Source organism: Calothrix sp. NIES-2098 (assembly GCF_963875125.1).
Taxonomy (GTDB): Bacteria; Cyanobacteriota; Cyanobacteriia; order Cyanobacteriales; family Nostocaceae; genus Aulosira.
Window position 1 is genome coordinate 2,736,416 of the sequence record NZ_CAWNKJ010000001.1, and the last position, 14,902, is coordinate 2,751,317.

Consider the following 14,902-nt stretch of genomic DNA (forward strand, 5'->3'; position numbering starts at 1 on the left):
ATCGAGAAATTGCCGATCCGTTAAGCTATTTAGGGTAGTTTTTGAGAACTTACAAGTGACAATTAATCGACTGACGCAACAAATTCAATTTATTATCGAAATCGATCGCCTCAAACAAGTGCTGCGTCAAACCCTACTCGTTGACGGATCGCGCCAAGAAAACAGTGCCGAACACTCATGGCATTTGGCAGTTATGGCAATGACATTAGCAGAATATGCACCCGTAGAAGTTGATATTTTCCACGCCATCAAAATGTTACTGATTCACGATTTGGTAGAAATTGATGCGGGTGATACCTTCTGTTACGATGTCCAGGCTAATAGCAGTAAAGCAGAAAAAGAGTTGCAAGCAGCATCGCGACTGTTTGGAATTTTACCACCAGATATCAGTAGTGAATTGCGTTTACTCTGGGATGAGTTTGAAGTCGGCGAAACACCCACTGCTAAGTTTGCCGCAGCCCTAGACAGAATACAACCGCTACTGCACAACCAGCAAACAAAAGGCGGAACTTGGCGCATTCATGGTATTAAGCGCGACCAAGTGATGAAACGGGTAGCACCAGTAGAAACAGGCGCACCACAACTCTGGCCGTTTGTGCTGCAACTGATTGATGATTGTGCCGCCGCAGGTTATTTAGGGTAAAAGGGTTGATATTACTTATGCTGAGGCAGCTTGGTGCGTTACGCTAAATCTGACGCCTGCTACATTTTTACTGTGTAAATGACCGATCTCAAACTTACCTCCGAATATCAATGCTTTGGTGGCAAAGTGGGCTTTTACTCTCACTTCTCTTCTAGCTGTAACGGAGAAATGCGGTTTTCTGTCTATCAACCACCACAAGCTACTCAAGAACCCGTACCGATTCTTTACTTCCTCTCTGGTTTGACTTGTACGGAAGAGAATTTTATGGTCAAAGCGGGGGCGCAACGCTACGCAGCTGAGTACGGTTTAATGCTAGTCGCACCAGATACTAGCCCTCGCAATACGGGTATTCCTGGTGAAGACGATGATTGGGATTTTGGTACAGGTGCAGGTTTTTACGTTGATGCTACAGTACAACCCTGGCGATCGCACTACCAAATGTATAGTTATGTCGTCCAAGAATTACCGAGTTTAATTACCGCCAACTTTCCTACCCAAGCCGAAAAACAAGCTATTTTTGGTCATTCAATGGGGGGACATGGGGCTTTAGTGTGCGCGATGCGAAACCCCCAGTTATATAAATCTGTCTCAGCCTTTGCACCAATTACTGCACCTATGCGCTGTCCTTGGGGTCAAAAAGCCTTCAGTGGTTATTTAGGAACCGATAGAGAAACTTGGCGCAGCTATGACGCTAGTGAATTAGTCAAGCAATTGGGCTATCATAGCCCGATTCTGATTGACCAAGGCACTACCGATAAATTCTTAGCCGAACAATTACAGCCAGAACTGTTTGCACAAGCTTGCGCAGAAGTCAAGCAGCCCTTAAACTTGCGTTACCAAGCAGGCTATGACCACAGTTATTATTTTATTGCCAGTTTGATTGCAGACCACATTCGCCATCATGCGATCGCTTTAAATTCAACTCAGTAAAAGGGAGTGTGGGGAGGGTGGGGAGTGTGGGGGGACAAATGACCCTTCGGGTGACGCTCCTTCGTCGCTAACGCTACGCTAACACCAGTTGCTCATGGGGGGAACCCCCAAGACCGCACTGGTTCACCAATGACCAATGACAAAGGACAAATGCCCCATGCCCCATGCCCCTTATACTTCCATAGCTTTGCTTAAGAAATGGCGCAATTTTTGAGCTACAAAGCGAACATGAGGTTCGTTGAGAAAGTCAAAGTGAGATCCGGGAATATATTCCATATCCAAACCACCAGCTACTAACTCACCCCAGCCGAATTGGGGGTCGTATTGTATTCCTATGGCATCAACCCGACTGCGATCGTCAGTTCGCAGCAGAACGGCTCGTCCTGGGTAAACACGGAAGCTATATTGGGAGATTGCTTCGGCGTTAGCATCGATGATTTCCAAGTAATGGTCAGCCTCTGACATATTCTGCGTCAGTTTGGATACATAATCAGGTTCAACATCCAAGTAATTTTTGTACTTCTTGTTCAGACGAGACTTGCTCTCATTTAGATTAGATAAAATCCAATCACGCCAAACTCCCATTCGGTGCCAAAGATAACTCGGCCCAATTTGTACCAGATTTTGCAAATGCTCGCCAATTCGTTGAATTAAAGGCAATCGGTTCTCAGATCCCGGACGGCTAGTATCTAATAACACTAGCATCCCGACTTTTTCACCTTGGCGATGTAATTGCTGTGCCATTTCAAAGGCCACGTTACCGCCAAAAGAGTAACCTGCCAAATAATACGGGCCTTGCGGCTGAAGAGTTTGAATTTCGCGAATATAATGTGCCGCCATGTCTTCAATTTTGTTCAATGGAGGCTGTTCGCCATCTAACCCTTGTGGTTGCAGTCCATAAAATGGTTGGTCTGTTCCCAAATACATGGCTAATTCCCGGAAACACAGCACCTCGCCACCCAAACCATGCACGCAGAACAATGGCGGTTTAGAACCATGCGGTTGAATTGGTACTAAAGATGACCAAGTAGTAGGTGATGTTTCCTGCTTTTGCTCTGCTTGGGGACTAATTATCTCAGCTAAAGTTTCGATTGTTGCTGATTGGAAAAGACTCGCCAAAGGCAAACGTTGACCAAATGTTTGCTCAATTTGCCAAAACAGTTTGACAGCTAAGAGCGAGTGTCCGCCTAGTTCAAAGAAACTATCTCTAACGCCAATAGACTCTACAGCTAAAACTTGTTGCCAAATTTCTACAAGCTGATTTTCTACTTGATTGCGCGGCGCAACAAAGGTGGCTTCTGGTTCCTGTCGAGATAATTCTGGTGCTGGGAGGGCACGACGGTCTACTTTACCGTTGGGGGTGAGAGGTAAAGTATCTAATAAGACAAAGGCTGAAGGAATCATGTACTGTGGCAGCTTGCTGGAAAGAAAGCGCCGCAGGTCGCTGATGCTGGGTGCTGCATCCTTGGCGGTAATATAAGCTACTAAGCGCTTGTCACCAGGAATATCCTCGCGCGCAATGACTACCGCTTGTAACACCTCTGGATGCTGAGTTAATACGCTCTCAATTTCCCCAGGTTCAATGCGTATCCCCCGGATTTTGATTTGATGATCTTGACGACCGAGAATTTCGAGTAAGCCATCTGGACGATAGCGCCCGCGATCGCCTGTATAGTAAAGCCAGTCTTGTTCGTCATCGCTCAAGGGATTCTTGACAAATCGCGCCAAATTTTCTGCGGTAGCGTTGATGTATCCCTTAGTGCGGAATGGTGTGCGGATGACAATCTCGCCCAACTCACCAATACCGCAAAGTTGGTGATGAGATGTTAACACTAGTGCTTGGGTTTGGGGTAGCGGTAAGCCGATGGGCTGTACTCCTGAAGTTGCTTCCTCAGGGATTCGGTAATAGCACTTGGCGAGAGTGGTTTCTGTCGGCCCGTAAAGATTGACTATTTCCCCGGAAGTTGGGAAGGCTTTGCGCCATTGTTCGATAAGGATCTGTTTGAGTGGTTCTCCCGCAAAGAATAACCAGCGTAAATTTTGCAACGACACATCTGCTGGGACATTTACTAACCACGATTCCGCCAAGGAAGGCACTGTGTGCATTACAGAAATTTCTTCTTGTTCTAAGTAATGCAGAATTTTGGTTGGGTCGAGGTTATCTCCGGGTTCTGGCAAACACAAGGTAGCACCACTAGTTAGCGGTAAGAAGATATCTCTGAGGACAACATCAAAGGAAAGTCCGGTTAATTGTGCCACTCGGTCTTGCTGACCAATGTTAAAGGTCTGCCGTTGCCAGGTGAGGAAATGTGCTAATCCTTTGTGACAGCCCAATACACCCTTCGGTACGCCTGTGGTGCCGGATGTAAAGAAGATATAAGCGGCATCATCTGGCTGGATTTGTGGCAGTTCCACCTCTCGATTGTCATCTAGAGAGGGATTGATGACTTTACCTAAGTGTGAATCTACGTAGATAAGCGTGAGAGATTGCCATAACTCGCTAGCTTCTGGATATTCACCATCGATGTAGATGAGATACTTCGCTTGTGCCGCTTGCAGCATGAGTTCTTGGCGATAGCTGGGCAGTTGCGGATCGATAGTTAACAGCACGCCGCCACTCAAGAGGATACCGATGGTACTAGCAATTAGCCCAAAGCTCTTGGTGCCAAAGATAGCGATCGCATCCCCAGGCTTAACACCAATTGCTACCAGTGTCTGAGCAATATTTGTCGCGCGATCGCCTAATTCTTGATAACTCCAATGGCGATCGCTTTGACGTAATGCTGTGTGTTCTGGACTTCTATTTACCCAAGCCGTAAATGCTGTGGTGACTAATTCGTAATCTGGCTGTGGCAAAATTACCCTTGGCTGTGGTAGCAAAGCTTGCGATGTTGGTGTCACCAACGAATAGGAACTAATTGACTGCTGGGGAATTGCAACGATCTGAGTCAGTAAATGCTGGAATTGCCGCAACATTTCCTGCATCCGTTCGGCATTAAACAGGTCAGCATTGTAAACCAATTGCAATTGAATTCCCTGTTGCTGTTCTAGGACATACAGCGTTAAGTCAAATTTGGAAGGTGCTTCCACAGAGGAAACAGATTCCACATTTAGCCCCGGAAGTTCTATCTGCCGATCTCCCAAGTTGAGCATATTAAACCAAACTTGGAATATGGGGTTGCGGCTGGTATCGCGTTCTACATGGAGTTCTTCTACGAGTTTTTCAAAGGGCAAATCTTGGTGGTCATAGGCGGCTAATGCGACATCCCGAACTTGAGCTAGTAACTCAGTAAAACTGGGGTCGTCAGCAAATTTTGTCCGTAAAACTACGGTGTTGATAAAAAATCCAATTAGCTGTTCAATCTCCGCCCGATTGCGACCGGCGATTGGCGAACCGATGAGAATGTCTGACTGTCCGGTGTAACGATGTAGTAGGGAGCCAAAAGCTGCCAACAGAGTCATGAATAAAGTCACACCTTGTTGACGCGACAGGGTGGTAAGGGCTGCACTCAGAGTTGAGGATAAACTCAACGCTTGGCTAGCTCCTCGATAAGTTTGGATGGGAGAACGCGGTCGGTCGGCGGGTAATTCTAAGACTGTGGGCGCACCTGCTAGCTGATTTTTCCAGAAGTCTAGCTCTGTTTGCAGCACCTCCCCAGATAAATACTCGCGTTGCCAAACGGCAAAATCGGCATATTGGATTGGTAGAGGCTCTAGCGGCGAAGGTCTACCTTGCAATAATGCTGCGTAGACTGCTGTTAACTGCTGCCAGAAAATATCTATAGACCAGCCATCAGAAGCAATATGATGCATGGTTAGCAACAAGATTTGCTCCTCGGTATCAATTTGCACTAAGGTAGCGCGCACCATTAAATCTGATGCTAAGTTGAAGGGTTGGAGTGCTTCTTGATTGAGAACTTGCTCGATTGGCTGGGAATGCGATCGCAAATCAATAATCTTGAGTTCGACTGGTCGCGGTGGGTTAATTACCTGGATGGGACTACCATCATCACCAGGGATAAAGGTAGTTCTCAGGGCTTCGTGCTGGGCAACAACCGCATCTAAAGATTGTTGCAAAATTTCAATATTCAGTTTGCCTTGCAAGCGCTGGGCATCAATAATGATGTACGCCGAACTGTTGGGTTCTAGTTGCTCTAAGAACCAGACTCGCTGTTGGGCAAAGGATAGGGGGATTGATTCGCGGTTAGCTTTGGGGATTTGCTGTAACTGCTGCGTGTTTTGTGCTTGCTGGTCGATGAACTGTGCCAACTGGGCGATTGTGGGTTGGGCGAACAGCGATTGCAAGGCGATTTCTAGTTGGAAAGCTTGGCGAATGTAGGAAATTGCTTGCGTTGCTAACAGGGAGTGTCCGCCCAAATCGAAGAAGTTGTCGTTGATGCCGATTTTTTCCACACCCAACACTTGCTTCCAGATGGCGGCGATCGCTTCTTGGGTGGGTGTGCTTGGTGCTACATAGTCTGTAGCTAGATTCACGCTCTCTGTATCTGGCTCTGGTAAAGCGCGGCGGTTTACTTTGCCATTCGGCGTTAACGGCAGCGTTTCTAAGACTACAAAGGCATTCGGGATCGTGTAGTCTGGTAAGCTCTGCTTGAGGAAGCTCCGCCATTCACTTGTGGTTGGTGCTGGCTGGGACTGAGCCACGATATATGCTACTAGGCGCTTGTCACCAGGGATATCTTCGCGAACTGTGACTACTGCTTGTTGCACAAGGGGATGCTGCGCGAGCGTGGCTTCTATTTCTCCTAATTCAATCCGGAAACCACGAATTTTTACCTGGTCGTCAATCCTACCTAAAAATTCTATATTGCCATCCGGTAAGTACCGTGCTAAATCTCCAGTTTTATACAGACGGCTTCCGATTTTTTTACTAAAGGGATTAGGTATAAATTTCTCTTTGGTTAGTTCTGGACGGTTGAGATAACCTCGCGCCAAACCAATACCACCAATATGTACTTCCCCAGCGACACCAATCGGTACGGGTTGCAAATGTGTATCGAGAATATAAATTTGGCTATTGGCGATCGGACGACCAATAGTTAGCTTTTGGTTAGCATCAGTATATTCGGCCATTGTGGCGCAAACAGTTGATTCTGTGGGGCCGTAAGCATTGAAAAAGCGTACTCTCGAAGACCATTCTGCTGCTAACTCAGTTTTACAGGCTTCTCCAGCTACTATTATGGCTTGCAAGCTCTTAAGTGACTGATTTGACATAGCTGCTAATGCGGAAGGAGGTAGAGCTACGTGGCTAATTTGATACTCATTGATGGTTTGCATCAAATCAGCACCTGGGAGTAATGCCTCTTTTTTAGCCAGACATAGCCTTGCACCAGCACACAATGCCATCAAAACATCTGCAATCGAAGCATCAAAGCTAAAGGAAGCAAATTGCAGAATTCTGCTGCTTGGCTGAACGCTAAATTTTTTAATTTGTGCCAACGCTAAGGTACATAACCCCTTGTGAGTTACTAATACACCTTTGGGTTTACCTGTAGAACCAGAGGTGTAAATAATATAGGCTAGGTTACTTAGCTGCACGTTACTTACAGGCTGGGACTGTGGATATTGAGATATTTCTTTCCAGCCTGTATCTAAACAAATTACAGTTGCTTGATGCTTGGGCAAAATAGTTAGTAACTGTTCTTGAGTCAGCAACACCTGCACTTGCGCATCCGACATCATGAACGCCAGACGTTCTTGAGGATAAGCAGGATCTAAAGGCACATAAGCAGCACCTGCTTTGAGAACAGCCAACATTCCCACTACCATTTCTAGAGAACGTTCGACACAAATACCTACAAGTACTTCGGGCCCTACACCTAAGTTTTGTAAATGATGTGCGAGTTGATTTGCCCGTTGGTTTAATTCCTGATAGGTCAATTGTTGATGGTGGAATACTACCGCTACTGCATCGGGCGTCCGTTCTACCTGTTGCTCAATGAGTAGATGAATACATTGTTGGGGATAGTCAACTTGAGTGTCGTTCCATTGCCGCAAAAGTTGGTGCTGTTCGCTAGCTGTCAAGAGTGGTAACGTAGCGATGTTTTGCTCTGGGTGAGCCACAATTCCTGCCAGCAAGGTTTGCAGATGCTCGATCGTGCGAGCGATCGCGGCAGCATCAAACAACTCAGTATTGTACTGTATCTTCCCCTTAATTCCTGTGGGTGTTTCAAACATCTCCAAGATCAGATCGAATGCTGCTTTATCGCTGTCAATTTCTAAAGGTACAGCGCTTAATCCTGGTAACTGCAAATCTTGATTTGGAGTATTTTGCAGAATAAACATCACCTGGAATAAGGGGTGATAGCTTAACGAACGCTCTATTTGCAGTTGTTCAACTAGTTTCTCAAAGGGTAAGTCTTGGTGTGCATAAGCACTAGATGCTACTTGGCGTACTCTCCGCAGCAATTCCCGAAAGCTGGGATTACCAGACATATCGGTACGCATGACCAAAGTATTGACAAAAAAGCCAATTAACCCTTCGATTTCTGGATGGTTGCGTCCGGCGATCGCGGAACCAACTAAGATATCTTCTTGGCGGCTGTAGCGATAAAGCAGCGTTTGGAATGCTGCCAAGAGGGTCATGAATAATGTTACGCCTTCTTGCCGTGACAGCTTTTGCAATGCTTGGCTGAGTTCCCCAGAGAGGGTGAAAGATTGCCCCGCACCTTGGTATGTCTGAATTGGCGGACGAGGGCGGTCTGTGGGTAATTCTAGTACTGGGGGCGCACCTGCTAGTTGTTGCTGCCAATAGTTGAGTTGGGTTTCGAGTACTTCTCCTTCTAGCCATTGGCGTTGCCAAACAGCATAGTCGGCATACTGAATTGGTAATTCAACTAAGGGGTTGGGTTGTCCGCTAACAAAGGCTAAATATAAATCTGCCAATTCTTGCCAGAGGATATTCATTGACCAACCATCACTGGCGATGTGATGCATCACCAATAACAAGATGTGTTCTTGCTCGTTGACTTGTAGCAAGCAGCCACGCAGCATCAAGTCGCTGGCAAAGTCAAACGGTCTTTGTGTTTGCTGTTGTAGTATTTGCTCGATTTGGGTGGAGCGATCGCTCTCTGGTATATCTTGGAGGTTGAATCTGAGCAGTTCGACTGCACGAGGTAGTTGAATCGCTTGGACTGGGTTGCCATCCTGCACAATATAGTTTGTACGCAATGCCTCGTGGCGGGCAACTATGGCATCTAAAGATTGTTGCAGTGCTGTGATGTTGAGGTCGCCTTTGAGTTCCCGTACTTCTGGAAGGTGATAAATAGAACTACCTGGTTGTAGTTGTTCCCAAAACCACATCCGCTGTTGAGCAAACGAAAGCGGCAGTGAATCGCTATTGGTGAGTGCGGTAATTCTTTGTAATTGGAAGTTACTATCTTTACTCTGATACTCGTCAACAACTTGCGCTAACTCTGCGATGGTAGGATGAGCAAACAGCGATCGCAGTGCTATTTCTACCTTCAGGGCTTGACGCAACCGGGAAATTACTTGTGTTGCTAGTAGCGAATGTCCCCCCAACTCAAAGAAGTTATCATTAATACCTACCCTTTCCAAACCCAGGATTTGCGCCCAAATTGTCGCTAATATTTCTTCTGTGGGGTTCCGAGGCGCAACATAATCGGCTGAACTACTGACACTTGATGCGTCTGGTACGGGTAAAGCCCGCCGATCGACTTTGCCGTTAGAGGTTAATGGCAGCACGTCCAGCATCACGAAAGCCGCAGGTATCATATGTTCGGGCAGCTTTTCTTTGAGGAAACGCCGCAATTCTGGAATTTGAATTGTTGAAGTCTTGGGGACAATATATGCTACTAAGCGCTTATCTCCAGGCACATCTTCGCGGGCGATCGCTACTGTCTGTTGGACTGTAGGATGTTGATTGAGTATCGCTTCTATCTCGCCTAACTCAATGCGGAAGCCGCGAATCTTCACTTGATGGTCAATGCGACCGAGGTATTCTAAGTCTCCATTCGGTAGATATCTGGCTAAGTCTCCAGTTTTATAAAGCCTTGCTTGCGGATCGTTGCTGAAGGGGTTGCTAATAAAAGCTTTTGCAGTCAAATCGGGACGGTTAAGATAACCACGCGCTAAACCCGCACCTCCGACATACATTTCCCCAGGAACCCCAATTGGCTGTAGTTGTCTGTGTCGATCTAATACATACACCTGCAAATCAGGTATGGGACAACCAATTACACTACCTGCACCCTCAATTAAATCGGCTGTGGTAATCGGGCGATAGGTGACATGAACGGTAGTTTCTGTAATTCCGTACATATTCACTAACCTGGGAGACTCATCTCCGTGGCGATCGAACCAAGGCTTTAAGCTTTGCAGTTCTAATGCTTCGCCACCAAAGATTACCCAACGCAGAGCTAATTCTCCAGAATTGGCAATTGTCTGTTCTGTGCGAATTAATTGTTGGAAAGCTGAAGGTGTTTGGTTGAGAACCGTAACTTTTTCTTGGCAGAGTAATTCATAAAAGGCTTCGGGAGAACGGCTCACCAAATAAGGCACTAGTACTAACCGTCCGCCGTAAATTAAGGCACCCCAAATTTCCCACACAGAAAAGTCAAAGGCAAAGGAGTGAAACAGCGTCCACACATCCTCTTGGTTGAAGTGATACCAATGTTCGGTGGCGTTAAATAAGCGCACCACATTGGAGTGATTAATTAAGACTCCTTTGGGTTTACCTGTAGAGCCGGAAGTATAAATTATGTAAGCTAGGTTTGCAGATGTGACTGAGATTGTCGGATTTTCGGAACTGTATGTAGCAAGAATTTCGCGATCGAGGCACAAAACTTGCGCCTGATTTTGCGGTAAATGCTCTAATAATCGCTCTTGTGTTAGCAATACGGAAACTTGAGCATCCTCTAAGATGAAGGCTAGGCGCTCAACTGGATAATTGGGGTCAAGGGGAACATAGGCTCCACCTGCCTTGAGAATACCCAACAATCCGATAATCATTTCTAGAGAGCGTTCGACACAAATACCAACGAGGACATCAGACCCCACACCTAAATTTTGGAGGTAATGTGCTACTTGATTGGCTTTGATATTTAACTCGCGGTAGGTTAACTGTTGATTTTCATATACTACAGCTACCGCGTCAGGTACAAGCTCTACTTGTGCCTCAAACAACTTATGAATACAGCTATCGTAGGGATAATCTACCTGAGTATGCTGCCATTGATTGAGTAACTGCTGTTGTTCATCAGCGCTGAGGAGAGGTAACAAAGAAATTTGCTGGCTGGGATGAGCAACAATTCCCGCTAATAAATTTTGGAAATGCCTTACCATCCGGGAAATTGTAGCGTCATCAAACAGATCGGTATTATATTCCCAGATGCCAAGAAGTGTTTCATTTTCTTCCCTAACTGTGATAATCAAATCTAATTTTGTTAACCCGATTTCTAAGCCTATGGGAGTTGCTGTTACACCCGGCAGTTGTGATATTTGTTGATGCTGCTCTTGGAAGTTAAACATCACCTGAAATAGGGGATGATAACTAGGAGAAGATTCTATTTTCAGTTCTTTTAAGAGTTGCTCAAAGGGTAGATTTTCGTGAGTATGAGCATCTAATACTACGGAACGGACTCGATCTAGTAATTCTATAAAAGTGAGATGATCTGATAGATGGGTGCGGAAAATTAAAGTATCGATCGATTCCGAATAATAGCCTCTGGTGGCAGAACCAACTAAGATATCTTCTTGACTGCTATAGCGGTATAGTAAGGTCTGATATGCAGCCAGTAAGGTCATGAATAAGTTAACTTTTTGCTGACCGCAGAGATGTTTCAGCGATTTAGTTAATTCTTGGGGTAGCACCATCGACTTCCTCGCACCTTGGTAGGCTTGGATTGGTGGACGAGGGCGATCGCTCGGCAATTCTAGTACTGGTACAGCACCCGCAAGCTGTTTTTTCCAATAGTTAAGATGGTCTTGCCCAACATTATTATCGGTATACTGATTAGGTAATTGTGATAATGGGTGAAGCTTGCCTTCTAGAAGAGCTTGATACACATGTGCTAACTCTTCCCAAAGCATGTTCATTGGCAAAGAGGCTTTGGGATGCGTAACCAACAGCAAGATTTGCTCTTGCTCGTTGAGTTGCAACAAACAAGCTCGCAACATCAAATTTGATGCTGAATCGAAGGAACGTTGGCTTTCCTGTTGAAGGAAACGTTTTACTTGTAGTTCAGATTCGGTTGCTAAATACTTCTGCAAGTCGATCGCTTTCAGTTCTACTGACTGTGTATCTTCTTCGTTGAAATGCGATCGCAATGGTGGATGATGAGAAGCGATCGCATTTAAAGCTTGTTGTAAAATGTCTACTTTTAAATAACCACTTAAGCGAACTGCCCAATAAATATTACTGCCAGAATTATTTAGTTCTTGGATATTATTGTCGCTAACGAAATTTAATACCATGATTTTTTACCTGTACTTCTTATTTGTCCCTGGTTAGATTTTGAAATTGACAAGTAAAATTGGGCAATAAACCCATAAACTTTAATGCACTAAGTTATGAGTTGTTTTTTTGGCAGTGTGCCTGAAAAACAGCTAATTATTTCTTAAGAGATCGCTTAAGAAATTTGGCTCAATTAAGCAAGAAGTGAAACCTTACTCACCTTTGGTTAAAAAAATGCTTGAGTATGAGTGTAGTTCTCTTATAGCGTTTCCTAAGCTACTGAGGTACACCCAAATATTGTTGGACAAAGTTATTAGCTTTGAAAATGTACTTCACCAGATTGGGAACCGCTATATAAGAAAAACACAATATCCTGAAATTTTTTCAGAAATTAATTTTTTAGGGATTAAATTTTGCTATTGCTCAACAAGCAAACTCACAAATTTTTATTTTTCCCAAAATTGTTATTTAAAAATGTTATTTAAATATTTAAAAAGTTTTTTTGAGTCAGCAATATTTATCATTCTTAGCGCCAGAGTAGAACGATAATTATCTTATTTCATATTCTGGATTAAATGATTCTAACCAAAGGAGTATTCTTTCTGGAAGAATATATTTTTCTTGTAAAGATAGACAGTTGATAAATAATAAAAATGTAAAGATGAGAGGTTATAGATAGTAAAAAACTCTCTCCCCTCTTGATTGCAGTTTTTATCCATAGAGAATAAGTTATCAATAACGCCAGAAATGGTTGTTTCTGGCTACTGCTTCGCTTAAGTCAGCTTGAGAACTTTATAGATACTATAAGGATAAATATACTACTCAGTTAAGCGTTTTCAACTCAGATTTGGTTTGAGAAAATATATTATTTCTTTTACAAAAAATATTATCCGACGAGTAGCTGAAGCTAGGGTAGTAACTGGGGTTCCAAAATCCAACCCAGTTACTGTATATTAGGGACTTCCAGAAAATAAATTATCCAATTTACTCAGATAACATTTTTCTTTCTCCCCTGCTCCCTCTCCTCCCAGCCTACGCAGCTATAGTAAATAGACAAGTTAAATGCTTCATATCTCACCACATTTACAAGGATGCGATCGCTCAAAAACCCTCAATGCAGAGCGCAAAAAACTTGCCCAATTTGTGTTACTGCTAATATTATGATTTTTCGTCAAGTTAATTGCTGTCTACTAGACTTGCAACTCCATAGCAGAAATCTCTTCAGGATTCCCAATTAGATGCCAAAATAGGGCAATCTCACCAACGCTATTGGCGATCATGTCTAATTCTTCTGGTGTGGCGTCGTTGTCCATTTTTGCTAAGAAGTTTTTGGCAGCAAGGATAGTGTTTTCACGTATTAACGTTCTCTGTTCTGATCTTCCAGCCATTTTCTCGACTTTAGAGGAATACATCTAAACTTAGTTTCTAGAATGACAAAAACGGTATTTCTCTGCATCAATCTTCAGAATAATATCTCCCGATTTACATCTTTGGAATTTAAGTAATCCTCCTGTAGATACCTAACGCTTTTCAAGATAAGCGATCGCGTACCTCGATTTCAAGTAGTGCCAGCAATTATTGTTTTGGATGCATAGTTTGAGCTTGAGTCTATCGCCCAGAAGATGTATATATCGGGCAATTTAGCCTTCCCCAGCTTCAATAATTGTTCAGCAGACAGCCCCGATGAAACGAGTTTCACAGGGATGTATGAAAGAGAGACAAAGTGAGGTATGGAAGTGGGGAACTCTGGGTTCCCACTGAGAAGCCAACCGTGTGGAAGAGGCAGGGGAGCAAGAGGTAGAGGGCAGGGAGCAGAAGAAATAACTATTGCCTTTTAACTTTTGACTCTTGACAAATGACCAATGCCTCACCTAGCTTCGTTCAGGCTAATATGATTGCAGGAGAATAAGGCAAACCCAAGGTTTCCTACTTCGTTGAAAAAAAGTTAGCGGCTGTTATGGACTTTACCACTGAGCAAATAGAAACGGAAAATTCCACCATAGCCGTGATGATACTGGCTGCGGGTGCATCTACTCGCATGGGTACGCCAAAACAGCTATTGCCTTACCAAGGACGGAGTTTGGTGCAATATATTACAGAAATTGCGATCGCTTCAGTTTGTCACCCTGTAGTAGTCGTACTTGGAGCCTATGCAGAACAGATTCGTCCCGAAATCGCTCGCCTTCCCATCAGCATAGTTGAGAACTTAGATTGGGCTAGGGGAATGAGTACCTCAATCAACCGCGGAATGCAATTTTTGCAGAATCAGCCACAAAATATTGAAGCAGTAGTTATTTTAGTTTGCGACCAACCATTTATTTCCACTCAAATTATTAATCGACTTGTTGAAGCATACCATTCCACAAAAAAGGCGCTCGTTAGCTGCGAATATGCGGGAACATTAGGCGTCCCAGCTTTGTTTAATAAAATGTTTTTTTCAGAACTTGCTGCGTTATCAGGAAATAGAGGCGCAAAACAAATTATCAATAATCACCTCGACCGAGTATTTTCTATTCCTTTTACTCTGGGAAATATTGATATTGATACCCCAAAAGATTACGAGCAATTGCTAACAATAATTAGTAATGAAAATATTTATTAAATCTCTCGTCACAATAGGAATAACATAGAAAATAAAAATGGGAGCGAGGTATACACAGAGTCCTAAAATTCGCATACTAGCTTAATTTCCACCGATCTGTGCCTATGACGTCAAATTTCTACCAATTATAAAAAAGAATATTCTGTAGGGATGGGGAAACCCTACCCTTTACGACTCAAACCAATTCACGAAAATCTTGATATATGTATAGTTTGGTAAGGAAAATTCCTACCCAGGTATTTATATCATAACTAAAGTGAAATTGTATAAATATCAACTCCCCTCTCACAAGCAA

Annotated in this window: 5 protein-coding genes; 3 read left to right on the forward strand and 2 right to left on the reverse strand. The window is 44.0% G+C overall.

The window, feature by feature from the left end; translation table 11 throughout:
* The first annotated feature begins 55 nt into the window (after nucleotides 1–55).
* The gene (locus tag AACU33_RS11490) at nucleotides 56–643 is read left to right on the forward strand and encodes an HD domain-containing protein (protein ID WP_096588628.1); all 588 of its coding nucleotides are present in this window, start codon (nucleotides 56–58) and stop codon (nucleotides 641–643) included.
* A gap of 78 nt (nucleotides 644–721) precedes the next feature.
* On the forward strand, nucleotides 722–1,573 hold the full coding sequence (fghA, locus tag AACU33_RS11495; protein ID WP_096588629.1) for an S-formylglutathione hydrolase: 852 nt from the start codon (nucleotides 722–724) through the stop codon (nucleotides 1,571–1,573).
* Nucleotides 1,574–1,744: 171 nt separating this feature from the next.
* Here the strand turns inward: fghA and AACU33_RS11500 are convergent, their stop codons facing one another.
* On the reverse strand, nucleotides 1,745–12,025 hold the full coding sequence (locus tag AACU33_RS11500; protein ID WP_096588630.1) for a non-ribosomal peptide synthetase: 10,281 nt from the start codon (nucleotides 12,023–12,025) through the stop codon (nucleotides 1,745–1,747).
* Between the two features lie 1,170 nt (nucleotides 12,026–13,195).
* A complete protein-coding gene (locus AACU33_RS11505; RefSeq protein WP_339375933.1) occupies nucleotides 13,196–13,393 on the reverse strand; it encodes a hypothetical protein in 198 nt (65 codons plus the stop codon).
* Between the two features lie 569 nt (nucleotides 13,394–13,962).
* Here AACU33_RS11505 and AACU33_RS11510 point away from each other — a divergent pair.
* Nucleotides 13,963–14,607 carry a nucleotidyltransferase family protein gene (locus tag AACU33_RS11510; RefSeq protein WP_096588632.1) on the forward strand — a complete coding sequence of 215 codons (645 nt, stop codon included), beginning with the start codon at nucleotides 13,963–13,965 and terminating at the stop codon, nucleotides 14,605–14,607.
* Nucleotides 14,608–14,902: the final 295 nt, after the last annotated feature.